This is a genomic window from Halomonas sp., assembly GCF_052095765.1.
GTDB lineage: Bacteria > Pseudomonadota > Gammaproteobacteria > Pseudomonadales > Halomonadaceae > Halomonas.
The window spans coordinates 1-26,069 of the sequence record NZ_JBQDJZ010000030.1 but is presented as its reverse complement, the minus strand read 5'-3'; the positions used below and the strand labels follow the sequence as shown (position 1 = coordinate 26,069).

Here is a 26,069-nt window from a genome sequence, read left to right as displayed (position 1 = left end):
GGCCTATACGCCGCCGCTGACCAGCAAAGCCGAGATCCACTATCTGGCTCTGGACTGCTCGCCGTGTTTTCAGCGAGTGTGTCCTCTGGGGCATACCAACTGCCTGAATCACATCAGCCCCGAGCGCTTGCTGCAAGCGATTGTGGCGGATTAGTTCGCGGTTGACCCCGTGTTCCCTGCACCTTCTTTCGCATTGGGAATAGCCAGCCCCTCCCACAGACGCTCGTGTAGGGCGGTTTCCTCGCGCATGCGCGTATTGAGCACCTCGACACCGTAGCGCTCGACTAGCGTCGGTTGTCCTGACAACAGAGACACACCAAGCCCGGCACGGTGGCGCTCGATATCAAACCCCATGCCCTCAAGGATGGTCGGCAGCAGATCCATGGTGGAGGCCTCGACCTGAAAGCGGCGTGGTGGGATGTTCTTGCCCAGCATCATGAAGGTATTGGCCCGTGGGCTGAGCATCAGCTGATCCCAGGCTGATGCTTTCATGCTCAGATGATCGCTGGCAATCACCACCAGGGTGTTGTCTAGCAGGCCCTCTGCATAAAGCCGCTCGATCAGCGATCTGGCCAGCCAGGCTCCGCACTCCACGCTATAGAGGATATCCACGCCGTCATGCTCACCCTGACGCTCGGTGCAGCTGTGTGCCGGAAAGCCATAGGGCGGATGGGTGCCAACGCTGAGGTTGACCAGCGCCCAAGGCTTGTCGCCGTCATTCAAGCGGCGAATTTCCTTCACGCTGAAGTCATACAGGCTGTCGTCGTATAGCCCCCAGCTGTTGAGATATTCCGGGTTATCCAGCCGGGGTGCCAAGCTTTCCCGTCCTTCTACCTTGTCAAAACCGTGACCACGATAGAACTTGCCCTTGCCTGCAAAGTCGGAGCTGGCGCCGCCCATATAGGTCAGTTGATATCCCTGTTCGCTGAGCAGGTCGCCCAGGCAGTCGACGCCGGGCACCACCTGGTCCAGCGGCTGAAACTGGCTGTCATGCAGCAGGCCGGCGGGCATCAGCGGCGTGCCACACTGGCTGGCGATCATGCCAGCCATGGTCCAGCCGGTGTTATCGATCTGGCGTACCCCCTCGAAGACCATCCCGCCCTGACCCAGGGCGTCGAGAGGCGCATAGCTGTCGCCAAAGCGCTGGGGGTCAGCGTAGGTACGTTCCAGGCCTTCAAGATAAATCAGTAACAGGTTGGGTGGTGTCTCTGGTGCCTGATGGATGACCGGCGGCACATAGCGGCGCTCCAGCCAGGCGCCGTCCTCGGTGACAATGGCCGCACTGCGTTGGCTGATGCCGTACAGCAGCGGATTGCTGACCAGCAAAAGCAGTGCTAGCCAACGCTCAAGGCGTTGCCAGCGGGCGTCGTGGCGTATCAGCCAGGTGAAGGCGACCAGTACCGCCAGCACCGACACGCTGTACAGTAGCGCGTCGACAATACGCTTACCGCCGCCGTGATGGCTGATGCCAGCCTGGAGATGGAAGAAGACTGCGCCTAGGTCGACGATGCCGAAGCTGGCTGCCAGGTAAACGTAGATGCCCCAGAACGTCAGTGGCAGCAGCGACCAGGGCAAGCCGCGGGCTGGTAGCGGCGCTGTGGCGCTGGCCCAGTGCATCCGGTAGGCCAGCAGCAGCCAGCCAGCGGTGATTGGCACCAGTGTCAGGGTGTGCAGCAGGGTAGTGGCAACGGCGCTATAGCCGATCGCCAGCCCGAGTGTCAGTAACACCCACCAGCGTGGGTGGGTCAGTAAATGCTTAGCCATTGCTATCCGGGTTAGTCGGCTCACTGTGGTTTGCCAGGCGCTCGTTTTCATACAGCTCGTTGAGCTTGGCATATTTCATGTGGGCATGAAATGCCGTGGTGATGGCCACGGTAAAGCCATCAGCACCTTGGAAGATGCCTCCCTTGAGAATCAATTTACGCAACATGGCACTGATCGCATGCACAGCGGGCCGCCAGTCTGATGGTCCCTTGCCGCGTTCCTTCATGGCCCAGGCGTCACGGCTGGAAAGCTGGTTGATGCGGGTAATCCAGTGCGACAGGTCACCATAGGTAAAGTGGCGGATATGGGCGTTGAGATCGACTACTTTCGGCGCCTTGACCGAGGAGTGCGCCTTTTTGGGCAGATAGCCCGAAGTGGTGCGGTTATACAGTCGGGTGACCGGATCAGGATAGAAGCCGGCGGCTTTCACCCAGTGATGGCCGGCGAAGTTGCGCCGCCTGAAACGATAGGCCGTGGCCGGGTCATCCAACATCAGGCCGCGTATTGCTGCAATGGCGTCGTCGTCGAGGCGCTCATCGGCATCCAGTGCCAGAATCCAGTCGTTTTTAGCTTGGGGAACCGCGAAAGCTTTCTGTGGGCCGTCACCCAGATAGGGTTGGTGTATTACCCGGGCGCCAGCAGCCTTTGCCCGTTCCACAGTGTCATCCTGGCTGTCGGAGTCGACCACGATGATTTCATCGCACACCAGCGCCAGTGAAGCGATGCAATCTGTGACGTTATCTGCTTCGTTGAGCGTGATGATAATGCCGGTGATGGGCGTCATTCACTGGTCTCCTGGTTGAAGGTGTCGATCAGTTGCTGGGCAATCTGTGTTGCGGCAGCCGGCAGGTCAATGGCCGTCATGTCTGCTTCATGAGCATCAGTGGGTGGACAGAAGGCCAGTCGGTGCGCTGCCTGATTGCAGGTCTGCCAGCGCAGCGGTGTGGCCGAGCGCCGCGATGGATAGAAGCCGGCGGTAGGGCGATCGAGACAGGCAGCGATATGCAGTGGCCCGGTAGAGCCGGCGATAAACAGGTCTGCTGCCGATAGCTGATGAGCAAAGGTGACAATGCCGCTGCCCGGCGGCAAACGACAGGCTTCCAGATGGCAGTCCCGTAAGGTTCTGCACAGCGAGTCCGCGATGGCTTCCTCGCCAGGACCTGAGGTAATGATCCAGTGCGGGGTCAGGCCGGCTGAGCGGCAGCGGCCATCCACATCCTGTGCCAGCAGGGCATAGGCTCGGGGAGTCAGGTTGACCGCTGAACCGCCGCTGCCGGGATGCAGATAGATCCAGGGCGTGTCGGAGCTGTCGTCAGCGCTTATCCCAAGTGTTTGGGCAATGGCTCGACGCTGCCGCTTGTACTGGTCTTCCGCCATGGGCCAGTAGGGCGGGGCGAGACGCTCGGGCACCGCCATACCGAGTTCGCTGAGCAAGGCTTCGGCCAGTTCAATATTGTAGATGTACTCGGGTTTCAGCGAGCGCGACCTGCGTTGTGTAATACGCCGGTTGTAGAATAGCTGTGCCCACTTGGTCGCGGGAGCCAGGCGCAGCCGGATTCCAGACCGCCAGCCAAGCCAGCCGATGCGAGGCGTGGAGAACAGCGTCAGCAGCGCATCAAAGCCGCGCCCGGCCACTTCGTGGCGCAGCCTACGTTGCGCCTCGGTGTCGGCCTGGTCGCCCGGATCAAGAATGATGTCATCGATCCACGGGCAGGCTCTGGCCAGGGCTGCGGTATAGTTGGGGACCAGCGCGGTAATATGCGGCTTGGGTGTAGCGGCTTTAAGTGTCGCCAGCGCTGGCCATGCCAGCATGAAGTCGCCCAGCTTATCGTTGCGGACCACCAGTATCTTGCTGTGGCCTGCGGTTTGAGTATTTTTCATCGGGGCTCCCGTGTCCCGGCTCCGTCAAGGAGGACGCCTTGTCCATTAAAGCAGAGATTAATAAAGACGGATCTCATGGGTCTGTTTCTCGCAAGGCCATGCATGTGTGTCTCTCGAGCGGCTGGGGCGGACTGGAGATGTATCCTGCCCGGATTATACCGGAGCTTGAGCGCCAGGGGTGGGAGGCCCACGGCCTAGCGCTTGAAGGTTCGCTTGTGGCTGACAGCCTGCGTCGCGCAGGCATCGAGCCTCTGACGGTGGCTTCGCGCCCCCGGGCGCTACTGTCGGTGAAATCGATACTCGACTACCTGAAAGCCCATGATATCCGCGTTGTGCACTGTCACAAGTCTAGCGACCTACGCCTGGGTGCTTTGTTAGTTAGCCTTAATCCTCAGTTGCAGTTGTTTTTTACGGACCACATGGGAGTGACGCGGCCCAAGCGCGATATCTACCACCGCTGGGCCTATGGTCGAGTAACGCGACTGTTTTCCATTAGCGAGACGACCCGTCAGCGCAACATGGCTGCATTCCCGCTGCCACCCGAGCGCATCGAGCGTCTGTACCTGGGTATTGATGTGACTCCCTATGATGCCAGCCTGGACGCCACCGCACGTGAAGCCTTGCGTCGCGAGCTGGGCATTCCCGAAGGTGCCGTGGCGATTGGCCTGCCGGGGCGTATCACACCAGGCAAAGGCCAGCGGGTGTTCATCGAGTCGCTGGAGCGGCTGGCTGAAATGTCTACCGAGCAGCGCTGGCATGCCATTGTCATCGGTGGGCTCACTGCTGAGCAGGGCGGTCATGAGGACCTGGTGACTGAGCTGCGCCAGCGGGTGGTTGAGGCTGGGCTCGGCGATCTGGTTACTTTTACCGGGTTTCGTGATGATTTGCCGCGTTGCCTGGAGGTGCTGGATATTGTCTGCGTGCCTTCGCGCAATGAAGCCTTCGGACTGACAGTGATCGAAGCCATGGCTGCATCGCGTCCGGTGATCGGTGCTGACAGTGGGGCTATCGCTGAGCTGGTTGATGACACCTTCGGGCGACGGGTTGACCCTGAAGATGCTGGCGGCTGGGCCCAGGCCATGCAGGAATTGATTCAGGATGCCGATCTTCGTCGCCAGCTGGGAGAAGCAGGCCGAGAGCGGGTGCAGCGTGACTTTACCCAGCAGCGCCATGTGGCACGGCTGGTTGAAGCCTATACTGAGTCATTGTGAATAATGGCTCAGCAGTTGAAGTGAGTGCTTACTTCGCTTGAGGTGATCAGTATGTGGTGCGTTAGGGTGTGGAGGGGAGGTTACGATAGCCCAGCTGGATATCTGCCATGACCATGTCAGAAGCACGATCAAAACGGGCCAGTGAACGCCCCAGCCGTGCCAGGTTGGCCGACTGCCAGCGACCAGGTGAGCGTAACCGACAGCGATCCAGGTCGATCAGCCAGACGTTGTCCTTGGCGTCGATCAGCAGATTACGAGCGTTGAGGTCGACATGATCGAGCCCCACCTCGTGAAAGCGGCGAATAACGCTGCCGACACGCTCGAGCAGCGCCGTGTCGGCGCTGCTCTCCATTACCCTGTCGGCCAGCGTGCGGGCCTGGGGGATACGTACTGTTATCAGCGCGCCAGTCCAGGCTAGTTGGGTGCGGGTAATGCAAGCGCCTACCGGTCTTGGTACCGGCAGCTTCTGCAGGTAAAGTTCAGCCAGTAGGCGCATTTCACGAAAGGCGCGGGTACGCTCAAGCCCAGTCCACAGATAATGCTTCCGACTGACCTTTGCAGCCATGCCACCGCGTAGGTAAGGGCGCAGTACCCAGGCGTTGTCTGTGCTCAGATCAGCCGGGTCAATAAACACACTGCTGCCCCGGCCCGGCGCCTCACCCAGCACAGCACCCCGGGTTCGCCAGTGGTCCGGCTCGAAGTGCTCAGGGGCGATGCGTGGAGACCCCTGAGCGTCACATAAACGCTCCGCATCATATAGAATGCAGGTCTTTCTTGTCTGATACGTTGCCAATCGCATGAAGCATCCTCTGCCCGCTCGGCCTGCACATATCGGCGTGCTGCGACTCTCGGCTCTGGGAGATGTCTGTAATCTGGTGCCAACGGTGCGTGCTCTTCAGCGCCAGTGGCCCGAGGCGCGAATTACCTGGATCGTCGGCAAGGGCGAGTATAGTTTACTGTCGGGCCTATCCGGGGTCGAGCTTGTCGTTTACGACAAGGCCAGTGGGCTGTCCGGCATGCGCGCCCTGTGGCGTGAGTTGGCCGACACACGTTTCGATGTGCTGTTGCACATGCAACAGGCGCTGCGGGCCAGCGTGTTGTCGCTGGGCCTAAAGGCCGATGTGCGCGTGGGCTATGATAAGGCGCGAGCCAAGGATGCCCAGCACTGGTTTACTCAGCGTCATCTGGTGCCCCACCCACGTGCTCATGTGCTGGACTCCTTCATGGACTTCGCCCGGCTACTGGGCGTTGACGACCTGACACCTGAGTGGGATCTGGCCATTCCTGACACGGCCTTTCAAGAGGCCACCAGGCTGACCGGCAGCACGCCCTATGTGCTGATGAGCCCCTGCGCCAATCCACGCTTGCGCAATTTCCGCAACTGGTCTGCCGAAGGCTATGCCTCGGTGGTAGAACACCTCTGGGTGCAGCATGGCCTAACCACCGTGCTGACCGGCGGCGGCAGCACCGAGGAGCGTGAGGTGGGTCAACGTATCGCTGAACTTTCTCAGCCGGGCGCGGTGCTCGACCTGATTGGCGAGTCCTCGCTTAAGGGTCTGCTGGCGCTGATTGCCCGGGCGCGGGCCGTGGTGGCCCCGGACTCTGGTCCGGTGCATATGGCTAACGCGCTTAATACGCCGGTGGTAGGGCTGTTTGCTACCACCAACCCGGAGCGGGCTGGCCCCTGGCGCTGGCGTGACTTTGTGGTCAACCGCTACCCCGATGCGGTGCGTGAATACTTGCACAAGGATCCCGAAACTATTCCCTGGGGTCAGCGGGTCCGCCATCCGGATGCCATGTCGCTGATAACGGCGGATGATGTGATCGACAAGCTCGAGGCGGTACTGGCCGCTTCTGAGAACCGCAAGATAACGGAGCCTTCCCATGAAGCTTGATCTGACCGCTCTGGAGCATGCACGTCTGCTGGTGGTGGGTGATGTGATGCTTGATCGCTACTGGCACGGCGCCACCTCACGGATTTCGCCCGAGGCACCGGTGCCGGTGGTGCGCGTCGGTGAGGCCGAGGACCGCCCCGGCGGCGCGGCCAACGTGGCGCTGAATATTGCCTCCCTTGGTGCCCGAGCCGGGCTGGCCGGACTGGTTGGCAATGACGAAAATGCCGAGCGTCTGGAGCAGCGTCTAAATGATGCCGGTGTAAGTACTCACTTCGCTCGAAGCAGCGCTATACCAACAATTACTAAGCTGCGGGTGATGAGCCGCAACCAGCAGCTGATCCGGCTCGATTTCGAGGAAGGCTTGGAGGAAGTCGATCCTGCCCAGCTGACGGCACGGGTCGAGGCGGCACTGCCCGAAGCCGATCTGATGATCCTCTCCGACTACGGCAAGGGCACGCTGTCCGACGTGCAGTGCCTGATAGCCCTGGGACGTTCGCTGGGCAAGCGTGTGCTGGTCGACCCCAAGGGCAGCGACTTTGCCCGCTATCGCGGTGCCAGTGTGATCACGCCCAATCTGACAGAGTTTGAAGCCGTGGTAGGGCACTGCCCCGACGATGTCACTCTGGCGGCCCGTGGCGAGGCGCTACGTGTCGAGCTCGACCTCGAAGCCGTGCTGATCACCCGCAGCGAAAAAGGCATGACACTGGTTAGCGAAGGCCATGAGCCCGTGCATCTGCCCACCCGGGCTCGCGAAGTGTTCGATGTCACCGGCGCTGGTGATACTGTGATTGGCGTACTGGGCCTGGCGCTGGCGGCAGGGCATGGCTGGCCTGAGTCCATGCTGCTGGCTAACCTGGCCGCGGGTCTGGTCGTCGCTAAGCCGGGCACCGCAACGCTGTCCATTGCCGAACTGTACACCGCCCTGCACGGTAACAAGCTCGGCGAGTATGGTGTCATCGAAGAGACCGCACTGCTGGCTGCGGTCAGGGCTGCCCAGGCCCGTGGTGAGCGGGTAGTGATGACTAACGGCTGCTTCGACATCCTCCATGCCGGTCATGTGGCCTATCTGGAGCAGGCGCGCCGGTTGGGCGAGCGGCTGATTGTGGCGGTTAACGATGACGCCTCGGTGGTGCGCCTTAAAGGCCCGGCAAGGCCGATTAACCCGCTGATGCGACGCATGCAGGTGCTGGCCGGACTCGGTGCCGTCGACTGGGTTGTGCCCTTTAGCGAAGACACCCCCCAGCGGCTGATCGAAGCCGTGCTGCCGGATGTGCTGGTCAAGGGTGGCGACTATCGTCCCGAAGACATTGCCGGCGGCGAGGCCGTGCATGCTGCGGGGGGGGAGGTACGCGTACTTGAATTTGAGGATGGCGTGTCCACTACCGCGATGATTTCGACCATCCTCGACCGCGAGCGCTAGACAACCAATGGCCAGCCATCCCTGGATTCGGCGGCTGTATAGCGGTGCGTTACTCGCATTGTCGCCGCTAGTGTGGCGCCGGGTCTGGCGTGAGCATTTGCCCGGCCGGTCGCGTCTTGAGCGGCTGGGCTACATCCCCGTCACGCCTGATCATATCGCTGCTAGTGAGCACCCACTATGGCTGCACTGTGCGTCAGTTGGCGAAGTGATGGCGGCGAGACCTCTGATTGAGGCACTTCGTCAGCAGTATCCAGGGCGGCCACTGACCATCACTACCATGACGGCTACCGGCGCTGAGCAGGCATTGTCCTTGGCCAAGAACAGTGACGCCATGATCCGCCATCACTTTGTACCGCTGGACTTCCCGTTTGCCTCTCGCCGCTTTGTGACACGTCTACGTCCCGCGCTGGCGATATTTTTCGAAACCGAGTTGTGGCCCAACCTGCTGGCGGTCTGTGAGCGTCGTGGCGTGCCGGTAGCGGTGGTCAACGGCAGACTTTCTGAGCGCGCCTTTGTCGGCTATCGCAAGGTGCGGCGCTTGATGGGTGAGGCGCTCTCCCATGTGAGCTGGCTGGGAGCCAAGGCTGATTCAGACATTGAGCGTTTCCGTTGGCTGGGTATGGCTGCGGAAAAATCTCAGGTAACTGGGTCACTGAAATTTGATATCGATACAAACGGCGGTACTTTTCAGGTAAGTAAGCACTTGCTTTCATTGATGGATGAGCGTCCCGTTTGGGTTGCTGGTTCAACCCACCCCGGTGAGGACGAGCAGCTGTTGGCTGCCCATCGAGCGCTGCGAGAGCAGCTACCCGATGCGCTGCTGATTCTGGTGCCGCGCCACCCCCAGCGCTTTGAGGCAGTAGCACAGCTGTGCCGCGATGAAGGCTTCACGCTGGCGCGTCGCTCCCTGGGCGAACTACCGGATGGTGAAACCGCAATCTATTTGGGCGATACCATGGGTGAGCTGCAGGCGTTGTACTGCGCTGGGCAGTTGGCCTTCGTCGGCGGCAGCTTGGTGCCGGTGGGCGGACACAACCTGCTGGAGCCGGCGGCTTTTGGCATACCCGTCATCAGTGGTCCACAGCTGGCCAATTTCAGCGATGTAGCCGAGGTGATGCATGATGCTGATGCACTGGTCGAAGTTGCTGATGAAACGGCATTAGCAGAGGTGCTGGTTCGTTTACTGAACGACCCGGTTGCCCGTCGCCAGCTGGGTGATGCTGGCCAGTGCGTGGTAGAGGCCAACCGAGGTGCCCTTGAGCGCACCCTGGCCGGGCTTGAGGTGCTGCTGCCAACATCTGAATAGCGCCTCGGAGCTGGTTTTTGTGGGAGCGATGTTTACATCGCGAAACCGCCGCGCAGCGGCGGTGATATTGGTGTTTTCTGTCACATCAAACGGCGGCGATCCTCTTCACACCGTCTTCTCCTCCTAGCAGCAGCAGATCAGCACCTCGGGCGGCGAACAGGCCGTTGGTGACTACGCCGACGATGGCGTTAATCCGTGCTTCCATGGCCAACGGGTCGTCTATGGCAAAGTCATAACAGTCGAGAATCTGGTTACCGTTGTCGGTCAGCGTACCCATGCGGTAGACCGGTTCGGCACCCAGCAGCGCTAGCTCACGAGCGACATAGGAGCGGGCCATGGGAATGACCTCGACTGGTAGCGGGAAGTTACCCAAGCGCTCAACCCGTTTTGAGGCGTCGGCGATGCAGATGAAATGCTGGGCGCAGGCAGCCACGATCTTCTCGCGAGTCAGCGCCGCGCCGCCCCCTTTGATCATGTGTAAGTGAGCGTTCACTTCGTCTGCGCCGTCTACATACACAGGAAGGGTGCCGGTTTCGTTGAGCTCGAACAGGTCGATACCGTGATCGCGCAAGCGTTTGGCACTGGCCTCAGAGCTGGCGACTGCACCGCGAAAGTCGCTGCGTAAAGCGGCCAGGCGGTCGATGAAAAAATTGGCCGTGGAGCCGGTGCCGATGCCGATAACGACATCGCGTCCAAACAGCGGGCGGATCTCGTCAATGGCCGCAGCGGCCACGGCGTCTTTGAGTTCGTCCTGGGTCATGGAAAGGCTCACTTGTACGTTAGATGGCAAATACGCAGACATTATAAGCGAGCCAGATCCGGTATGCTGGACGGTAAGGTTATTTCAGTGCTACCAATAGGGGTTTTCCCCCTCGCTGCATATTTATGACACCTCGGCCGCGACTGCGGCCTGCTCGCGTTACCCATCGGGATACCAGGATGCTCGAAGCCACCGTCAAGAAGATTCTCAAGGCCCATGTTTATGAGGCCGCACACGAAACACCCATCTCACCGGCTCCATTTCTGTCGCGCCGTTTCAATAATCAGATATTGATCAAGCGCGAGGATCTGCAACCGGTTTACTCGTTCAAGATTCGTGGCGCCTACAATAAGATGGCGCAGCTGACAGACGAACAAAAGGCCAAGGGTGTGATTGCCGCCTCAGCAGGTAACCATGCCCAGGGATTGGCTATGGCGGCCAAACTAATGGGCGTGAAGGCGACCATCGTCATGCCACGTATTACGCCGGATATTAAGGTGTCAGCCGTACGCTCCCGGGGGGCCAGAGTGGTGCTCAAGGGTGATGCCTTTGCTGCTGCCGCTGAGCATGCACAGGAGCTGGTTGAGGAGCACGGCTACACCTATATTCCGCCCTTTGATGATATCGATGTTATCGCCGGCCAGGGTACCGTGGGGATGGAAATCCTGCGCCAGCATGCTGGTCCGCTGGATGCTATCTTTGTGCCGGTGGGAGGCGGTGGACTGATTGCAGGGGTTGCGGCTTACGTGAAATACCTGCGCCCCGAGATCAAAGTTTTCGGCGTTGAGTCGGAAGACAGTGCCTGTCTCAAGGCAGCGCTGGAGGCTGGTGAACGCGTGGTGCTCGATCAGGTGGGGGTCTTTGCCGAAGGCGTGGCGGTAGCACAGATTGGTGAAGTGCCTTTTACGTTGATGCGTGACCTGATCGACGGCGTGATTACCGTCAATACCGATGAGATCTGTGCGGCGGTCAAGGATATTTTCGAAGATACCCGCGCTGTGGCCGAGGCGTCTGGTGCCTTGGCACTGGCCGGTCTCAAGAAATATATCCAGCAGAATGGTGTCGAGGATCAGACACTGCTATGTATCAACTCCGGTGCCAACACCAACTTTGACCGTTTACAGCATATTGCCGAGCGCACCGAGTTTGGCGAGCAGCGCGAGGCAATACTCGCGGTGGTCATTCCCGAAAAGCCCGGGAGCTTCAAGAAGTTCTGCCGCACTATCGGCAAGCGCATGGTCACGGAGTTTGCTTACCGCTACGCAGGCCAGGACCAAGCGCACATTTTTGTCGGTGTGCAGGTCAAACCGGGTGGAAAGGATCGCCAGGGATTGATTGAGCGGCTGCGTGAGGCGGACTACCCGGTCGAGGATCTGACCGATAATGAGTTGGCTAAGCTTCATCTCCGTCATCTGGCGGGGGGGCGTCCACAGCAGCACTTTGAAGAAGAGGTGTACCGCTTTGAGTTCCCTGAACGCCCCGGGGCTTTGATGAACTTTCTGACGCATCTGCCCCAAGACTGGAATATCTCGCTATTCCACTACCGTAACCACGGAGCGGCATTTGGTCGGGTCCTGGTCGGCATGCAGGTGCCTAATGGCGATAGGGAAAATGTTGAAAGCTATTTTGATGCGATTGGCTACCGCTACTGGAAAGAGTCAGAAAATCCGGCTTACAAGCTATTCATGGCCTGAAGTGAGCGCTTACTACTGCTGAGTAGCTTGTTACATCGGCCCTGTGTTAATACAGTGCAGGGCTGAACCTTTGGCTTTGCTGCTTGTCTTATTATGGTGCTGTTGTGAGGTTGGTTGTTTTGATTAGCCAAGTTAGCGGTGCACTTAATCAACAAAATATGATCTATTGTTAACCCGTTGGCATGACGAAGAAAAATTTGCTCAACTCATGAAAATGGCTGTTGTCATACTTGCATTCATTGGTTAATCTCACGCGTGGAAAAAGGGCCAGTGACGCTGGCTCACACGATTTACGTAAGTTTTCATTAATCTTTTTAATTAAACAGGTATAGGCGCCGATAATGAACCGTAAACCTGACATGATCATGGTTCTTGTAATGGTATTTGCACTCGGCGTTGTAGCGACAGGCTATGCCCAGGCATTGGTCGGATAGCCAGCCCGTTTGAAAGAGCGTTATCGCAATAAGCCTGATCTACGAAGCCCCGACAAAAAAGCGACCGCAGTATTAACTGCGGTCGCTTTTTTTGCCAGAGGCAACCAGTTTATCTGTGACGCTCGGGAATGATGAGTCGGCTATCACTGGCGATGGCATCCAGCGGTATGTCCCAGGGCGCGGTTGGCAGGCGCTCGACGCCCTGGCAGTCATGAGCAACGCCGATCAGCCGGGGGCGTGGGCCGCCATTTCGAAGCCTGGCCAGGGTGCGGTCATAGAAGCCGCCGCCCATGCCTAGGCGTTCGCCGTTTTCATCAAATCCCACCAGCGGCAGCAGAATCACGTCTAACGCCCACACCGGGCGTCGGTGCGAAGGATGGGCAGCGTGGCGCGTACAGGGCTCTGGGATGCCGAATCGATTGGTTACCATTGGAGTGCCAGGATGGCAATGCACAAACCATAGGCTGTTCTCTGCCAGCGGCCTGAGTACCGGCAAATAAACTCGGGCGCCCCGAGGCTTCAGCCAGGAAAGCAAAGGCGTGGGATCAATCTCGCCATCGTTGGGTAGGTAAAGTGCCAGATGGCGGGCGCGCTGAATGTCAGGCAGCTGGCGCAGGCGCTGTGTCAGGCGAACAGAGGCGTTTGACTGTTGGCTGGAGCTTAGCGCACGGCGTTGTTGGCGCAGATAGTGGCGCAGGGAGCGGCGGTCTTGCTGATGTTGGGTGTCGAGAGTCTGTGACTGCTGTGTCATCCGCGCTGTTATCCAGAAAAGGGGTTCCCCAAGATGCCGCTGCTGTTCTGGCCCTTGAACCCACTGGTTCAAGGTGGTGGCCAGCAGTCAATCCGTCAGGCTTTCCGTCGCACGGACATGCACACAGGATCGACTAGCTATTGGCCTCCAGGGTACTACGCATAGGCTCGAGGGACGATGAACAACTGGCAAACACCCCAGGGAACTCCTCTATCCTAGCAGAACTGCCGGTGGTGCCAAAGGGGCGTGCTAAAGCTCGGGATTCTAGCGGCTCGGTTATTTGGTCAGTACACGGTCAAGGCGCTCGGTAAGTTCGGTCAGGTTTTGTTCGCTGGCTCGCCGTTCATCCAGCACTTCAAGCAGTTCATTAGCGATGTTAAGTGCTGACATGATGGCGATTCGCTCGCGGTCCATCCCCTTGCGCTGCGCGTGGATGCCTTGCATGGCACGATCGAGATAGTGTGCGGCGCGATCCAGTTGGTCCTGCTTGTCTTCCGGACAGGCAATAGTGTACTGCCTATCGAGAAGGGTAATGTCGATTGTTGGCCGCTGGGCGTCGGTCATTGCGGGGCTCCGGCGTGGGCCGCGGGCGTGACAGCTTGATGGGTGCGCGTCCGGGTGGCCCGATGCGTTAACATCTAGGGTGGAATATACACGTTACTCTATGCGAGCCACTATAAGAGAGCCGCTCAACCGCGGTCAACGCGGTAGGCGGCCTCCCAGCACGGATACCACTATGTCCCTGATCGACGAACCCCAAGATTTCTCCACCATTGCCAATGTATTTTTGCTGCATGGCAGCCTGCAGTCACCGGCCTTTCTAGATGGCCGCCTCAGCGCCGAGCTGGCGCTGCATGATCTGAGCGCCGAAGCCTGGCTTGACGCCGTCTGCTCGAACCTGGGCGTTGAGCAGCCCAGAGACAAAGCGTCGGCTGAGCACTTGCTTGGTTGGCGACGCCAGGCGCTGGAAGGCCTGGCGGCCAGTGAGCTGAAGTTTGAGCCGCTGCTACCAGATGACCTGTTTTCCCTGGCGGAGCAGGCTCAGGGCCTCAAGGAGTGGTCCCAGGGCTTTCTGGAGGTCGTCGATGACGCTGACGAAGAGGTCAGCGCCCGCTGGTCAAGCGATCTGCGTGAAGCCATTGACGATCTGCGCGGGCTGTCTGAAATGGAAACTGACATTGACGACAGTGCTGAAAATGAAGGTGATCTGTTCGCCCTGACCGAGCACGCGCGCATGGCGGCGATGTTGCTGTATACCGAGCAGCATCCCGGGGTGCCCCAGGTCGAGCGCTCCGATGGCACTGAAACGCACCACTAGGTCTGTCGAATGCTTTCATTGACCACCGGGACCCTGACATGAATGTTTCGTTGTTGCCGCCGCCACCGCCGCTTCAGGCCGGAGCTTTCGCCCGGCGAAGGCAGCGGCTGATGGCCGGGCTTGCCAACAATGCCGCTGTGCTGATTCCCGGGGCGCAGCTTAAGGTACGCTCTGCGGATACTGAATACCCGTTTCGCCAGGCCAGTGACTTTCACTACCTTACCGGCTTTCCCGAGCCCGATGCCCTACTAGTGCTGCTGCCGGGTCATGAGGGAGGTGAGGCCATACTGTTCTGTTTGGAACGCGATCCTGACATGGAACGCTGGACGGGCCGCCGGATCGGTGCCGAACGTGCGATGGCTGAGTATGGCGTGGACCAGGCCTTCGAGAATGCCGCGCGTGATGTTGAATTGCCGCAGCTGCTGGCCGGGCGCACAAACTGGTACCTCGCGCTGGATGACAGCGACGCCATGGCGCTGGCGAAGTCGCTGCGCGTCAAACTGACATCGCGACGTGAGACAGACTCGCCGATAGTCTTGAGCGACATGGCTGAGATCCTGCACGAACAGCGACTGATCAAGAGCGATGAAGAGCTGAGCCTGTTGCGTTACGCCGCACACATTTCTGCCCGAGCGCATTGCCGGGCGATGGCTAGCGCAAGACCCGGTCTGATGGAATACCAACTACAGGCCGAATTAGAGCATGAGTTTCGCTGGCTGGGCGCCAACGGTGGCGCATACGACAGCATTGTGGCCAGTGGCAATAATGCCTGTGTGCTGCACTACATTGAGAATGACGCGCCGCTGCGCGCCGGTGACTTGGTGCTGATCGATGCCGGGGCGGAATATCAGCTGTATGCGGGAGATATCACCCGCACTTTTCCGGTCAATGGGCGCTTCACTGAGCCTCAGCGAGCCCTGTATGAGGTTGTACTAGGCGCCCAGCAGGCAGCACTGGACGCCGTTCGCCCAGGCACCACGCTGCCGGCAATCCACGCACTGGTGCAGCGCCACCTGACCGAGGGGCTGCTTGCCTTGGGATTGCTGGAAGGCGAGCTGGAAGATTGTCTGGCTCACGGTGCCTGTCGCCGTTTTTACCCCCATGCCACGTCGCATTGGTTGGGGCTGGATGTGCACGATGTCGGCGGCTATACGAAAAACGGTAAGCCGCGGCGGCTAGAGGCAGGGATGGCGCTGACCATCGAGCCGGGGCTGTATATCCCAGACTTACCGGATATTCCTGAGGAATACCGGGGAATAGGCATTCGTATCGAGGACGATGTGGTGGTCACTCCATCGGGCGGCGAGGTACTCACTTCCCAGGTGCCAAGTCAGGTGGCTGATATTGAGCAGTTAATGGCCCGTGGAAGAGCAATCTGACAGCATTTGTTTTTATATTACGTAATTACATTATGGCCAGGAGGCGCGCCATGCGTGAGGATGAGCAAAAACCCGTGACGCAGCGAGTCGATGTGGCAATTATTGGTGGCGGTCTGGTCGGCGCGAGCCTGGGTTGTGCGCTAGCCGAGCTGATCGAACGGTACCGGCTGTCGGTCGCGGTTATTGAGGCTGCCCCCTTGCCGTCGCCGACTGACGTTAGCGGGCTGGATGGGCAGCCCAGTTTTGATGCTCGGGCCAGTGCCATTGCATTGGGCTCGGCACAGCATTTCATGAACCTGGGGCTGTGGAGCGGCATGGCAGAGAAGGCCACGCCGATTCGCTGTATTCACATCAGTGAACGGGGTCGCCTGGGTGCGGCGCGGCTGCGCGCCGAAGATCTTGACCAGCAGGCCATGGGCTATGTGATTCCTAATGCCTGGATGGGCCAGGTGCTCCACCGGCGACTGGCTGAATTGCCGCTGGACTGGCACTGTCCGGCACGGGTTGAGGACATTCAGCCAGTCGCTGCTGGGCATCTGCTCACGCTGTCGGATGGCAGTCGCCTGGAAGCGGGGCTGACGGTACTGGCCGATGGCGGACGTTCAGGACTCAAGGAAAAACTGGGTATCCACAGTCAGGAGCGCGGCTACGACCAGGTAGCACTGATTACTATCGTCGAGGTGAGCCGTCCCCACGAAGGGACTGCCTACGAGCGCTTTACCGATGAGGGACCCATTGCGCTGCTGCCAATGTCTGGTCAGACCATGGTGCTGATCTGGACGCATGAGCAAGGTTGCGAGCAACAACGCATGGCACTGTCCGACGGTGATTTCCTTCAGCAGTTGCAGATCGCTTTCGGTGATCGCGTCGGCCGTTTCCGGCGCGTCGGCAAGCGCTATGCTTACCCGCTTAGCCTGATTACTGCTGAAGAGACGGCGCGCCCGGGGCTGGCGGTGCTGGGGAATGCTGCCCATGCCTTGCACCCAGTTGCCGGGCAGGGTTTTAACCTGGCGCTGCGTGGCGTCATGGACCTGGTAGCGGCGCTGTCTGACGAGCTGGAAAAGACACAAGAGCTTGGGCAGGGCGCACGCCTCGGCAGCCTCGCTACACTGCTTGATTTTGAGGCCCGCCGAGACGCGGATCGTGAAGGCGTAATCCGCTTCAGCGACGGTTTGATCCGGTTGTTTGGTGTTGAGCATGCCCTGCTGTCCCATGCTCGGGCGGCAGGGCTGGTAGGGTTCAATCTCACGGGGCCATTGAGACACGGTCTGGCCCGCCGGGCCATGGGGGTATTGCGGTGAGCGACACAGGGCACAGCGAAACGGATAAGGTGACCCAAGGCGAGCAGCCGCCGCCAGAGGTTGTGGTTGTCGGCGGTGGCATGGTGGGCGCCAGTCTGGCCTGCCTGCTGGGAATTGAAGGTATTCGCGTGCTGCTGCTGGATGCGCGCGATGCGCCGCTGGATAGCCAGACGGTCGGGCGCGGTCATCCCGCAGTAAGAGTCAGCGCGCTTTCTCCGGTGTCGCAACGTCTGCTGGAGTGGTTGGATGTGTGGTCGGGCATTGTCGCGCGACGTGCCACGCCCTACGACGCCATGCAAGTGTGGGATGCCGAGGGCAGTGGCGAGGTGAGCTTCGTTGGCGAACAGGCCGGTCTTCCGGTGCTGGGCCATATTGTCGAAAACGACGTGGTGGTTGCCGCGCTTGAGGCGCGCCTGGCCGAGCTGCCCAATGTGCAGCAGCGCTTCGGGATGAGGGTGTCGGGCCTTGAACAGCAGTTCGTCTGTTATGGCGACGACGAAACCGAAGGCTATCAGCTGGTGCTGGAGAGCGGCGAGCGCATTAGCGCGCCGCTGATCGTGGCTGCTGATGGTGCTCGCTCTGCCCTGCGTGATATGGCCGGTATTGGCTATCAGAGCCAGGATACGGGCCATGTTGCCGTAGTGACCACGGTCAAAAATGAGCGCCCCCATGGCGGCGTGGCTCGCCAGGCGTTTGTGGAGGGCAGCCCGCTGGCGTTTCTGCCGCTAACGGTGGATGGCGATTCGCACTACTGCTCGATTGTCTGGTCTACGACGCCGGAGCACGCGCAGCAACTGCAGGCGCTCTCTGCGGAAGACCTAGGGCCAGCGCTGGCGGCGGGTATCGACCACCGGCTGGGAGAGACTCACGCCATTGACCGTGCTTACGGGCTGCCGCTGACGCAGCGCCATGCCGACCAATACCATTTGCCGGGGCTGGTGCTGGTGGGGGATGCCGCCCACAGCATTCATCCGCTGGCCGGGCAGGGTGTCAATCTGGGGCTGATGGATGCTGCCGTGCTGGCTGAGGAATGGCTGTTGGCCCGGGGGCGTGGGCTTCCCGCTGGTCACCCGCTGAGCCTGGAGCGCTATGCGCGCCGGCGGCGCGGCGACAACGCCTCGATGCTCAAGCTGATGGAGAGCTTCTGGCGGCTGTTTGCTGCTGAGCACCCGGCGCTGACCATCGCGCGCAACCTGGGAATGTCCGGTGTTGACCGTTTTGGCCTCATCAAGCGCCTGCTTCTGCAGCAGGCCAGCGGTCAGCGCGGTCGTTTGCCGCTGTCGTGTCGCGGTGGACCGCGCTAGTGGGGTGTCCGGGGATCAGTTCCGCCCCGGCGCCCGCTCGCCGAGCACATCCAGCGCCTTGAGCAGGTTCAGTGCCTCGCCCAGCTGGTAGTCGTCCTTTAGCCGAGAGCTAAGCACATTGTGCTCGGGATCTTCGTTGTTGCCTTTGAGGTGGCCTTCAAGATCCGCCTCGCGCAGGCGCAGTGAGGCATCTTCGGAGACCTCAAGACGACCGCGCACCACTTCCACGTCGGGGATAATGCCCCGTGCCTGGATCGAGCGGCCGCTGGGCGTGTAATAGAGCGCCGTGGTTAGCTTCAGCCCTTCATTTTCACCCAGCGGAATCAGCTGCTGCACAGAGCCTTTGCCGAAGCTTTCGGTGCCCATTACCACGCCGCGTCGCTGATCCTGGATGGCACCGGCAACGATTTCTGCCGCCGAAGCGCTGCCATCGTTGATCAGCACCACCAGCGGAAGATCCGGGGCAGCGGTAGTGGCGGTAGCCGAAAAGCGCTGGTCGATATCCGGCAGACGTCCTTCGGTATAAACGATCAGACCGCTTTCAAGAAAGCTGTCAGATACCTCGACCGCAGCCTGAAGCACGCCGCCGGGGTTATTGCGCAGATCAAGCACCAGCCCCTTGAGGTCGCCAGTGGCGGCCAGGGTTTCAAGCGCATCGTTGACCTGTTCACCCGTGTTGGACTGGAACTGGCTGATACGCAGGTAGCCATAGCCTGGTGCCAGCAGGTCGTGCTTGACGCTGCGGGTGCTGATGATTTCGCGCTTAAGGGTCAAGATGCGGGGGGCACTTTCACTGTCACGCATGATGGTTAGTTCAAGGCTGGTGCCAGCATCGCCGCGCATGATCTCCAGAACTTCCTGCAACGACAGGCCTTCGGTGGGGGTGTCGTCAATACGTAGGATGGCATCGCGGGCCATGATGCCGGCTCGAGCTGCCGGTGTGTCATCCAGCGGTGTAATTACCATGAGCTGGCCATCACGTTTACCGATTTCAACGCCGACGCCGCCAAACTCGCCCTTGGCGCTTTCCTGCATGTCACGGAAGGCTTTGGCATCAAGATAAGCCGAGTGGGGGTCGAGTTCGTTGAGCATGCCGCGCATGGCGTTGCGTAGCAGGGTGGCGTCGTCCACTTCATCGACATAGGCGCGTTTGATGCGCTCGAAAACTTCGGCAAAAGCCTGGATTTCGGCCACCGGCAGGTCGGAGTCGTTAGACGGCTGGGCAGTAGCGGCCAGCGGCAGAACCAGCAGGCTGGCACTCAGCCACACAGCGGCAAGGCGCGATGCGGGGAGCAGGCTGGCAAAGAGGCGAGAAGGCATTCAGGCTCTCATGAGTTAAAGCGAGTGTGTCGGCAGCATAGCGCGCAGCTGACGGACTGGGAATAGCCGGGCAGCATTGTGGCCTTTGATCCTGTGCCCCAAGTCAGCGGCGTGCCATCCACTGGCTGGGGTTGATGGGCTTGCCGTTGCGACGTACTTCAAAGTACAGGTTGGCGGTATTCTGGCCGCCAGTGGTACCCACTGCGCCCAGCGCATTGCCGCGCTGCACCGGCTGGCCAACCTCTACCGCAAAATGCTGCAGGTGGGCGTGCAGCGTCATCACGTTGTCACCGTGGTCGATGATTAGCATGTTGCCGAAGCCGCGCATCCAGTCAGCAAACACCACACGCCCGGCATGCACCGCAGTAACTGGCGTGCCTTCACCTGCTGCAATAACTAGGCCGTTACGGTGTACTCCTCGGCCATGACGAAAACTTGAGGTAATGCGCCCCTGGGTGGGCCAGGGCAGGTCGCCGCGGGTGTGCTCGATGCCGGTGGAAGGCGGCGGGCGATCCAGCTGTGCGAGTTTTTCCTGAACCTGCTGCAGGATACGCTCGGCATGGGCACGGTCCTGATCCAGCTTGACCAAGCGCGCTTCCTCGGTGGCGTACTGGGCATCCAGCCGCTTGACCAATGTTTCACGCTGCACGACTTGGCGAGCGAGGTCCGCGCTGCTCTGCTCCAGAGCTTCAGCCAGAGTATCCAGCTCTTTGTGCCGCTCGCTGAGTTTCCTGCTGTTTTCGGTCACGGCGGCTTCCAGCTGTGCCAGCTTGTCGAGAATTTTCTGGCGCGCTCTGGTGAGGTGGTTGAGGTAGGTCTGGATACGATCCAGTTGTGCCGGGTCGTCTTGATTGAGCAACAGTTTAAGCTGCGGTGTATGGCCCAGCCGGTACAGGGCATCCAGCTGTTCCGCCAGCGCGGCCAGCTGTTCATCCCGGGCTGCGTTCAGGTGCTCTTGGCGGCCCTGTAGCTCACTGATGCTCTGCTCCAACGTAGTCTGCTCTGCTTGCAGTGCTGTCAGGCGCTGATGTGTTTCGGCCAGCTCGGTTTCCAGTGAGCGCAACTCGGCACTGGCACTGTCGCGGGCGGAGTCCGTGTTGGCTAGGTCACGGCTGGCGCTCTTGATCTGCTGGCCAATGTCATCCAGTTTGGCCTTGGCCTGATCAACGTCCTGGCCGATATCCTGAGATACTGCCAGCAAGGGTGTCAGGCATAGCCCAAGCGTCACTGCCATCAGCGCTGTTCTCAGGCGTGGACGTTGGGCCAAGGCCAATGACACTCCCTCAGGCCTCGCGGATCAGGCAGCGGCCAGTCATTTCAGCCGGTGCCGGCTGTTCCATCAGCGTTAACAGCGTAGGGGCGATATCGCACAGCCGCCCGCCAGACTCCAGCTCAAGCGGGCGTTTGCCAACATAGACCAGCGGCACGGGAAAGGTGGTGTGAGCCGTTTGGGGGGCGCCGGTGAGCGGGTTGACCATCTGCTCGGCATTGCCGTGATCGGCGGTGACCAGGCAGGCGCCGCCGACCTTCTCAATGGCCTCGACAACGCGGGCCACACAGGCATCTACGGCTTCAATGGCCGCAACGGCGGCATCGAAGTCGCCGGTATGGCCGACCATGTCGCCGTTAGCGTAGTTGCAGACGATCAGGTCATGGTCGCCGGACTCGATGGCCTCGACCAGCCGGTCGGTGACCTCGACGGCGCTCATTTCGGGCTTTTCGTCGTAGGTTTTTACGTCCTGGGGCGAGGGCACCAGAATGCGGGTTTCGCCCTGATATTCTTCCTCGCGGCCACCGGAGAAGAAAAACGTCACGTGAGCGTATTTCTCAGTCTCAGCAATGCGTAGCTGGGTCAGGCCGCGCTGCTCCATCAACTCGCCCAGGGTGTTGTTGAGCGTGGCCGGTGGGAAGGCGATGGAGGTGGCGATGTCGGCAGCGTATTGGGTCAGGCTGACCAGGCCGTTACCGGCCAGTTGCGGGCGCACTTGGCGGTTGAAACCGGTGAAATCGTCATCGACGAAGGCACGGCTCAGCTCCCGGGCACGGTCGGAGCGGAAGTTGAGGAACAGCAGTGCATCGCCGTCTTCCACGGGCACGGGCTCACCGTTGGGGGTGATGGCGGTGGCGGTGACGAACTCATCGTTCTCGTTACGGGCGTAGGCCGCTTGCAGGCCAGCCAGGGCGCTTGAGGCCTGGTAGTCGGCGTGGCCTTCGGTAATCAGACGATAGGCCTGCTCAACGCGATCCCAGCGGTTGTCGCGGTCCATGGCGAAATAGCGTCCGATCAACGAGGCGATAAAGCCCTGCTCGGCGCCGACCAGCTCCGCCAGGCGAGCGTTAAGCCGCTCAATGGAAGCCTGGGCGCTGCGCGGTGGCGTATCGCGGCCATCCAGAAAGGCATGCAGATAAATCCGTTGGGCACCGCGGGCAGCTGCCAGCTCGGCCACCGCCACCATGTGGTCTTCATGGCTGTGCACACCGCCGGGCGACAGCAGGCCCATGAGGTGGACTGCCTTGTCGGCGGCCACCGCTGCATCAATGGGGGCAGTCAGCGCCGGGTTGTCGGCCAGCTCGCCATCCTCGATGGCTTTGGTGATGCGTGTGAAGTCCTGATAAACGATGCGTCCTGCGCCTAAGTTCATATGGCCGACTTCAGAGTTGCCCATCTGGCCGTCGGGCAGCCCCACAAAGCGGCCATCGGTATGAATCAGCGTTGTCGGGCGCTCACGCTGCAGCTTGTCCATGGTGGGCGTATTGGCCGCCATGATGGCGTTGTGTGCGGCATCCGGATTGTGGCCGTAGCCATCAAGAATGATCAGCGCCACGGGGCGCGGAGCGGTGGTCATAGCGTCGGTCATGGTTCATCTCGTGTTGGAGCCAGAGCCCGGCAGCATGAGTCGCCGGGGTCGCGACTTGTCTTCGCTTACGGCATCATATCGCATGGCCTTGCCGGACGTCATGTGGCAGGGCCTGTTCACAAGTCACAAGGTCTGGCTGGCCGGGCCTTGGCTTCGTGGCGCGCCGGCTTCATGTATACTAGCCGCGCCGACGCGTCGGCCATTGTGTTATCACCAGAATTACTACCGCGCACCTGACAAGAGTTAGCCCAAGTCATGATTGACCAGATTATTGAATTTGTAATGAATAACCCGCTGCTGGTGGGTGCCTTTGTTGTGGTGCTGCTGGCCTGGATTACCTATGAAATCTACAGTGGTCAGTCCAACGGCGTGAGCACCAGCGAAGCGACCCAGCTGATCAACCGCGAAGATGCGGTGGTGCTGGACACCCGCGAGGCCAAGGATTTCAAGACCGGCCACATTGCCGGTGCGCGCAATATTCCCCAGAGCCGGCTGGATGAGCGCATGAGCGAACTGAACAAGTTCAAGAGCAAGCCGATCATCATCGTATGCAAGACCGGCCAGGCTGCGGGTGCTGCCCAGGCCAAGCTGAGCAAGGCCGGATTTGAGCGCGCCCTCAAGCTGCAGGGCGGCATCATGCAGTGGCAGTCTGATAGCCTGCCATTGGTGAGAAAATAATCGTTCAGAAAGTAATCGATCAAGAAATAACCAGCCACCTCTATATCGAGTCATTGACCCAAAAGGACAGTATTCATGGCGGAAGACAACAACCCGAATGCAGCCAACGGACAGGCTGGCCAGGCCGGTGAAGCCGAGCGCCCGCAGGTGCAGTTTTCCATGCAGCGCGTCTATGTGAAGGACATTTCCTTTGAAGCGCCCAACTCGCCAGCGGTGTTCCAGCAGGGCTTCAAGCCCAAGGTCGGCCTCGACCTCAGCACTACCCAGCGCCAGATTGATGAAGGGGTTTTTGAGGTCGTGGTCAAGGTGACCGCCCAAGTGACCCACAACGAAGACGGCGCGACCTCCTTCCTCGCCGAAGTGGAGCAGGCGGGTCTGTTTCGTATCGGTGGTATCGAAGGTGCTCAGCTGGATCATACCCTGGGTGCGTTCTGCCCCAACCTGCTGTTCCCTTATGCCCGCGAGTGCATTGACAACCTGGTCAACCGTGGTGGCTTCCCGCCGCTGATGCTGGCGCCGGTCAACTTCGAGGCCATCTACGCCCAGCGCAAGAGGCAGGAAGCCGAGCAGCAGCAGGGCGACGCGGCTTCGGCCGAGTAAGCTACCTGATGACGACGGTTCGTGGACCGCGCATTTACCTCGCCGCCGAGCTTATAGCCGGCGGCGAGGTCGTTCTGCCCGAAGGGCCGGCCCGTCATGTGGCAAGGGTGCTACGGCTCGGCCCAGGCGCACCGCTGACGCTGTTTGACGGCAACGGCACAGAAGCCCGCGCCATACTGATCGAGGCCGAGCGCAAGCGCGTAGTGGCACGTGTCGAAAGCGTTGCTGAAGGACAGGGCGAATCACCGCTAGCGGTACATTTAGGCCAAGCGATCTCGAAGGGTGACCGCATGGACTACGCCATTCAGAAAGCCGTCGAGCTGGGCGTAGCCGCCATTACACCGCTGTACACCGAACATGGCGACGTGCGCCTTAAAGGCGAGCGTGAAGCCAAGAAGCTGGCCCACTGGCAGGCCGTCGCCGCCAGCGCTTGCGAGCAGTGTGGCCGCGCTACTCTGCCACCGGTTCACCCGCCCATGGCGCTTGCTGACTGGCTTGCTCAACGCAATGAACCGCTGCGGCTGGTACTGCACCCCGGCACCCCCGGCGCCCTGGAACGCCAAGACTCGCCCACCAGCGCCGCCCTGCTGATCGGCCCCGAAGGCGGCCTCAGCGCCGCAGAAGTGGCAAATGCCCAAGCCGCCGACTTCAACGCCCTCACCCTCGGCCCACGTATCCTACGCACCGAAACAGCGCCAGTGGTAGCGCTGGCGCTGCTGCAGGACCGGTTTGGGGATGTGTAAAGCACTGTTCTGAATGCTTATCTTCATCGACCTCATGCTGTCGTTCGCTATCCGGAGTGGTCTAATGGATCCTGACATTGCAGGAGACGAGGAGCTGATGTGATTCGGACGCTGATATGGATTGTCGCAATCGGGCTGCTGGCATATGGGGCCTGGCTGGCGCTGCTTTATAGCCAGCAGCGGTCGATGCTGTTTCCCGGCGCTGGCATGGAGCCGGCTGTCAGGCTCGGGCCGCCAAACGGTGCCGAGACGGCCTGGTTCGAGGCAGATGATGCGCGTGTAGAGGCCTGGCTGCTGCTCGCAACATCGCTATCAGAAGAAGGCAACGCGCCAGCGATCATCTTTGCCCACGGTAATGCCGAGTTTATTGACGAGCTGGCGAATGATTTCGGCGCCTTGCGCGAAGCTGGTTTGCATGTGTTGCTGGTCGAGTATCCCGGTTATGGACGTTCTACCGGATCACCCACCCAGGTGAATATGACGGCAATATTTACTGAAGCCTATGATTGGCTGGCGGCACGCCCGGATGTGAAAGCTGAGCAGATTATCGGCATGGGCCGATCGCTGGGCGGCGGAGCGATTGCGGCCTTGTCGCGTCAGCGTGAACTGGCGGTCATCGTGCTTCAGTCGACCTTTACCAGCGTGCCGGCCATGGCGCGTTCCTTCGCAGTGCCGACGTGGCTGGTGCGTGATCCTTTTGACAACGAATCAGCGCTGCGCGCCTATAAAGGGCCAGTCTTGCTGGCCCACGGTCGGCAGGATCGCATCATCCCGTTTCGCCATGGAAAGCAGCTCGCGAAGGTGGCCGGTGCTGAGCTCTTGGCCTGGGACTGCGGGCATAACGACTGCCCGCCGGATTGGGAGGGGTATCTCGATCGAGTGATCGAGTTCTTGCGAGAGCAGGACATTCTTGAGGAAGGTCTCTAAACTCACTCGGGTTTTTCGTGGAGTAACATGACACCCACGCTTAGTTGGCAGTCCGTCCTGTTTTAGTTGACTCAACACTGCGGCATGGCTGCTGTCGGCCAGAAGTGGACGCTCAGACAGTCCTGATATAACGCTGAAGCACAGCGGCGACCTTTTTGTAGCAAAACGGAGAAAAGGGCGTCCGGTGGAGGCCCTTCAGGGCCGGAACGAACTGCAACTACTTGTTGTACCGTCACTCATCCGCATGGTTTATGAAATTGAACCAGTCGTTCAGGCTTTCTTTAATTAAAATAAGCGAAACAATCAGAATGGAAAGCGCAAAAAAAGAAAGCCAGAGAGAGCCCAGAGTAAGCCAGTAGCTCCCAAACAACCCAATCGTTAGCTGTGCAACAGCCGCGATGATAGTTGATAGCACAGACCAAAACAGGAAATCACTCAGGTTTTTTAGAGGATCATATAGCAGAAGCGAAGTAAGCGGTCCAGCAACGACATCTACCGACGCTGACCTACATTACTCACACTGGT

Annotated in this window: 23 protein-coding genes, 1 other RNA gene and 1 pseudogene; 14 read left to right on the top strand and 11 right to left on the bottom strand. The window is 60.1% G+C overall.

The features are described from left to right. Positions 1-154: pseudogene (locus ACTH3D_RS05890) on the top strand (lipopolysaccharide heptosyltransferase II); the annotation flags it as partial. Here the strand turns inward: ACTH3D_RS05890 and ACTH3D_RS05885 are convergent. From ACTH3D_RS05885 to ACTH3D_RS05875, 3 genes are read right to left on the bottom strand one after another with little or no spacing between them, the layout of a single operon-like run. After that, on the bottom strand, positions 151-1,764 hold the full coding sequence (locus tag ACTH3D_RS05885) for a sulfatase-like hydrolase/transferase (RefSeq protein WP_441666136.1): 1,614 nt from the start codon (positions 1,762-1,764) through the stop codon (positions 151-153). The pseudogene ACTH3D_RS05890 and the gene ACTH3D_RS05885 sit on opposite strands and share 4 nt — an antisense overlap. After that, the gene (locus tag ACTH3D_RS05880) at positions 1,757-2,548 is read right to left on the bottom strand and encodes a glycosyltransferase family 2 protein (protein ID WP_441666135.1); all 792 of its coding nucleotides are present in this window, start codon (positions 2,546-2,548) and stop codon (positions 1,757-1,759) included. The genes ACTH3D_RS05885 and ACTH3D_RS05880 overlap by 8 nt, the downstream gene beginning before the upstream one ends. Next, positions 2,545-3,645 (bottom strand): glycosyltransferase family 9 protein, encoded by a 1,101-nt coding sequence (locus tag ACTH3D_RS05875; RefSeq protein ID WP_441666134.1) that lies wholly within the window; start codon positions 3,643-3,645, stop codon positions 2,545-2,547. Before ACTH3D_RS05875 ends, ACTH3D_RS05880 begins: the two co-directional genes overlap by 4 nt. Positions 3,646-3,683: 38 nt before the next feature. On the opposite strand from ACTH3D_RS05875, the gene ACTH3D_RS05870 reads away from it, so the two are divergent. Continuing rightward, complete coding sequence (locus tag ACTH3D_RS05870; protein WP_441666133.1) at positions 3,684-4,856, top strand: glycosyltransferase family 4 protein; 1,173 nt, start codon at positions 3,684-3,686, stop codon at positions 4,854-4,856. Between the two features lie 61 nt (positions 4,857-4,917). Here the strand turns inward: ACTH3D_RS05870 and ACTH3D_RS05865 are convergent, their stop codons facing one another. Then, the gene (locus ACTH3D_RS05865; RefSeq protein WP_441666132.1) at positions 4,918-5,655 is read right to left on the bottom strand and encodes a 3-deoxy-D-manno-octulosonic acid kinase; all 738 of its coding nucleotides are present in this window, start codon (positions 5,653-5,655) and stop codon (positions 4,918-4,920) included. Between ACTH3D_RS05865 and ACTH3D_RS05860 the strand changes: the two genes are divergently transcribed. The 3 genes from ACTH3D_RS05860 to waaA are packed head-to-tail and all read left to right on the top strand — an operon-like array spanning position 5,654 to position 9,477. Beyond that, the gene (locus tag ACTH3D_RS05860) at positions 5,654-6,751 is read left to right on the top strand and encodes a glycosyltransferase family 9 protein (RefSeq protein ID WP_441666131.1); all 1,098 of its coding nucleotides are present in this window, start codon (positions 5,654-5,656) and stop codon (positions 6,749-6,751) included. The two genes, ACTH3D_RS05865 and ACTH3D_RS05860, sit on opposite strands and share 2 nt — an antisense overlap. Next, positions 6,741-8,171 carry a bifunctional D-glycero-beta-D-manno-heptose-7-phosphate kinase/D-glycero-beta-D-manno-heptose 1-phosphate adenylyltransferase HldE gene (gene hldE, locus ACTH3D_RS05855; RefSeq protein WP_441666130.1) on the top strand — a complete coding sequence of 477 codons (1,431 nt, stop codon included), beginning with the start codon at positions 6,741-6,743 and terminating at the stop codon, positions 8,169-8,171. Before ACTH3D_RS05860 ends, hldE begins: the two co-directional genes overlap by 11 nt. 7 nt (positions 8,172-8,178) lie before the next feature. After that, the gene (gene waaA, locus ACTH3D_RS05850; protein ID WP_441666129.1) at positions 8,179-9,477 is read left to right on the top strand and encodes a lipid IV(A) 3-deoxy-D-manno-octulosonic acid transferase; all 1,299 of its coding nucleotides are present in this window, start codon (positions 8,179-8,181) and stop codon (positions 9,475-9,477) included. A gap of 85 nt (positions 9,478-9,562) precedes the next feature. Here waaA and rpiA read toward each other — a convergent pair whose 3' ends face one another. Beyond that, positions 9,563-10,237 (bottom strand): ribose-5-phosphate isomerase RpiA, encoded by a 675-nt coding sequence (gene rpiA, locus ACTH3D_RS05845; protein WP_441666128.1) that lies wholly within the window; start codon positions 10,235-10,237, stop codon positions 9,563-9,565. A 125-nt stretch (positions 10,238-10,362) separates the two neighbouring features. On the opposite strand from rpiA, the gene ilvA reads away from it, so the two are divergent. After that, on the top strand, positions 10,363-11,931 hold the full coding sequence (gene ilvA, locus ACTH3D_RS05840; RefSeq protein ID WP_441666127.1) for a threonine ammonia-lyase, biosynthetic: 1,569 nt from the start codon (positions 10,363-10,365) through the stop codon (positions 11,929-11,931). A gap of 543 nt (positions 11,932-12,474) precedes the next feature. On the opposite strand, the gene ACTH3D_RS05835 is transcribed toward ilvA, so the two are convergent. The 3 genes from ACTH3D_RS05835 to ACTH3D_RS05825 form a co-directional block, all read right to left on the bottom strand. Then, entirely contained in the window at positions 12,475-13,116 is a 642-nt protein-coding gene (locus ACTH3D_RS05835; RefSeq protein ID WP_441666126.1) for a 5-formyltetrahydrofolate cyclo-ligase, read from the bottom strand. Between the two features lie 21 nt (positions 13,117-13,137). Continuing rightward, a non-coding RNA gene (gene ssrS, locus ACTH3D_RS05830) (6S RNA) lies at positions 13,138-13,323 on the bottom strand. Between the two features lie 69 nt (positions 13,324-13,392). Then, positions 13,393-13,680, bottom strand: coding sequence for a cell division protein ZapA (locus ACTH3D_RS05825; RefSeq protein WP_441666125.1), 288 nt, complete (start codon positions 13,678-13,680; stop codon positions 13,393-13,395). Between the two features lie 172 nt (positions 13,681-13,852). Here ACTH3D_RS05825 and ACTH3D_RS05820 point away from each other — a divergent pair, with 172 nt between their 5' ends. Genes ACTH3D_RS05820 through ACTH3D_RS05805 form a run of 4 tightly spaced genes read left to right on the top strand, consistent with a single transcriptional unit; the run spans position 13,853 to position 18,418 of the window. Continuing rightward, on the top strand, positions 13,853-14,434 hold the full coding sequence (locus ACTH3D_RS05820) for a UPF0149 family protein (RefSeq protein WP_441666124.1): 582 nt from the start codon (positions 13,853-13,855) through the stop codon (positions 14,432-14,434). Positions 14,435-14,472: 38 nt separating this feature from the next. Next, positions 14,473-15,813 (top strand): Xaa-Pro aminopeptidase, encoded by a 1,341-nt coding sequence (gene pepP, locus ACTH3D_RS05815; protein WP_441666123.1) that lies wholly within the window; start codon positions 14,473-14,475, stop codon positions 15,811-15,813. A gap of 50 nt (positions 15,814-15,863) precedes the next feature. Beyond that, the gene (gene ubiH, locus ACTH3D_RS05810) at positions 15,864-17,114 is read left to right on the top strand and encodes a 2-octaprenyl-6-methoxyphenyl hydroxylase (protein WP_441666122.1); all 1,251 of its coding nucleotides are present in this window, start codon (positions 15,864-15,866) and stop codon (positions 17,112-17,114) included. Beyond that, positions 17,111-18,418: an FAD-dependent monooxygenase gene (locus ACTH3D_RS05805; RefSeq protein WP_441666121.1), complete on the top strand. Its 1,308-nt coding sequence runs from the start codon at positions 17,111-17,113 to the stop codon at positions 18,416-18,418. The genes ubiH and ACTH3D_RS05805 overlap by 4 nt, the downstream gene beginning before the upstream one ends. Before the next feature lie 15 nt (positions 18,419-18,433). Here the strand turns inward: ACTH3D_RS05805 and ACTH3D_RS05800 are convergent, their stop codons facing one another. The 3 genes from ACTH3D_RS05800 to gpmI form a co-directional block, all read right to left on the bottom strand. Next, entirely contained in the window at positions 18,434-19,738 is a 1,305-nt protein-coding gene (locus tag ACTH3D_RS05800) for a S41 family peptidase (RefSeq protein WP_441666120.1), read from the bottom strand. 103 nt (positions 19,739-19,841) lie between these two features. Next, positions 19,842-21,005 (bottom strand): murein hydrolase activator EnvC family protein, encoded by a 1,164-nt coding sequence (locus tag ACTH3D_RS05795; RefSeq protein ID WP_441666119.1) that lies wholly within the window; start codon positions 21,003-21,005, stop codon positions 19,842-19,844. Positions 21,006-21,021: 16 nt separating this feature from the next. Then, on the bottom strand, positions 21,022-22,596 hold the full coding sequence (gpmI, locus tag ACTH3D_RS05790) for a 2,3-bisphosphoglycerate-independent phosphoglycerate mutase (RefSeq protein ID WP_441666118.1): 1,575 nt from the start codon (positions 22,594-22,596) through the stop codon (positions 21,022-21,024). Between the two features lie 255 nt (positions 22,597-22,851). On the opposite strand from gpmI, the gene ACTH3D_RS05785 reads away from it, so the two are divergent. The 4 genes from ACTH3D_RS05785 (at position 22,852) to ACTH3D_RS05770 (ending at position 25,544) form a co-directional block, all read left to right on the top strand. Continuing rightward, a complete protein-coding gene (locus tag ACTH3D_RS05785) occupies positions 22,852-23,274 on the top strand; it encodes a rhodanese-like domain-containing protein (RefSeq protein WP_441666117.1) in 423 nt (140 codons plus the stop codon). A 75-nt stretch (positions 23,275-23,349) separates the two neighbouring features. Further along, positions 23,350-23,874 (top strand): protein-export chaperone SecB, encoded by a 525-nt coding sequence (secB, locus tag ACTH3D_RS05780; RefSeq protein ID WP_441666116.1) that lies wholly within the window; start codon positions 23,350-23,352, stop codon positions 23,872-23,874. An 8-nt stretch (positions 23,875-23,882) separates the two neighbouring features. Beyond that, complete coding sequence (locus ACTH3D_RS05775; RefSeq protein WP_441666115.1) at positions 23,883-24,617, top strand: 16S rRNA (uracil(1498)-N(3))-methyltransferase; 735 nt, start codon at positions 23,883-23,885, stop codon at positions 24,615-24,617. Between the two features lie 99 nt (positions 24,618-24,716). Next, positions 24,717-25,544, top strand: coding sequence for an alpha/beta hydrolase (locus ACTH3D_RS05770; RefSeq protein WP_441666114.1), 828 nt, complete (start codon positions 24,717-24,719; stop codon positions 25,542-25,544). Positions 25,545-26,069 lie beyond the last annotated feature (525 nt).

Excerpts from the sequence above, each read along its gene's own strand:
- ACTH3D_RS05885 (WP_441666136.1), bottom strand. The coding sequence starts at position 1,764 with ATGGCTAAGCATTTACTGACCCACCCACGCTGGTGGGTGTTACTGACA.
- ACTH3D_RS05880 (WP_441666135.1), bottom strand. The coding sequence starts at position 2,548 with ATGACGCCCATCACCGGCATTATCATCACGCTCAACGAAGCAGATAAC.
- ACTH3D_RS05875 (WP_441666134.1), bottom strand. The coding sequence starts at position 3,645 with ATGAAAAATACTCAAACCGCAGGCCACAGCAAGATACTGGTGGTCCGC.
- ACTH3D_RS05860 (WP_441666131.1), top strand. The coding sequence starts at position 5,654 with ATGAAGCATCCTCTGCCCGCTCGGCCTGCACATATCGGCGTGCTGCGA.
- ACTH3D_RS05865 (WP_441666132.1), bottom strand. The coding sequence starts at position 5,655 with ATGCGATTGGCAACGTATCAGACAAGAAAGACCTGCATTCTATATGAT.
- hldE (WP_441666130.1), top strand. The coding sequence starts at position 6,741 with ATGAAGCTTGATCTGACCGCTCTGGAGCATGCACGTCTGCTGGTGGTG.
- waaA (WP_441666129.1), top strand. The coding sequence starts at position 8,179 with ATGGCCAGCCATCCCTGGATTCGGCGGCTGTATAGCGGTGCGTTACTC.
- rpiA (WP_441666128.1), bottom strand. The coding sequence starts at position 10,237 with ATGACCCAGGACGAACTCAAAGACGCCGTGGCCGCTGCGGCCATTGAC.
- ilvA (WP_441666127.1), top strand. The coding sequence starts at position 10,363 with ATGACACCTCGGCCGCGACTGCGGCCTGCTCGCGTTACCCATCGGGAT.
- ACTH3D_RS05835 (WP_441666126.1), bottom strand. The coding sequence starts at position 13,116 with ATGACACAGCAGTCACAGACTCTCGACACCCAACATCAGCAAGACCGC.
- ACTH3D_RS05825 (WP_441666125.1), bottom strand. The coding sequence starts at position 13,680 with ATGACCGACGCCCAGCGGCCAACAATCGACATTACCCTTCTCGATAGG.
- ACTH3D_RS05820 (WP_441666124.1), top strand. The coding sequence starts at position 13,853 with ATGTCCCTGATCGACGAACCCCAAGATTTCTCCACCATTGCCAATGTA.
- pepP (WP_441666123.1), top strand. The coding sequence starts at position 14,473 with ATGAATGTTTCGTTGTTGCCGCCGCCACCGCCGCTTCAGGCCGGAGCT.
- ubiH (WP_441666122.1), top strand. The coding sequence starts at position 15,864 with ATGCGTGAGGATGAGCAAAAACCCGTGACGCAGCGAGTCGATGTGGCA.
- ACTH3D_RS05800 (WP_441666120.1), bottom strand. The coding sequence starts at position 19,738 with ATGCCTTCTCGCCTCTTTGCCAGCCTGCTCCCCGCATCGCGCCTTGCC.
- gpmI (WP_441666118.1), bottom strand. The coding sequence starts at position 22,596 with ATGACCGACGCTATGACCACCGCTCCGCGCCCCGTGGCGCTGATCATT.
- ACTH3D_RS05785 (WP_441666117.1), top strand. The coding sequence starts at position 22,852 with ATGATTGACCAGATTATTGAATTTGTAATGAATAACCCGCTGCTGGTG.
- secB (WP_441666116.1), top strand. The coding sequence starts at position 23,350 with ATGGCGGAAGACAACAACCCGAATGCAGCCAACGGACAGGCTGGCCAG.
- ACTH3D_RS05775 (WP_441666115.1), top strand. The coding sequence starts at position 23,883 with ATGACGACGGTTCGTGGACCGCGCATTTACCTCGCCGCCGAGCTTATA.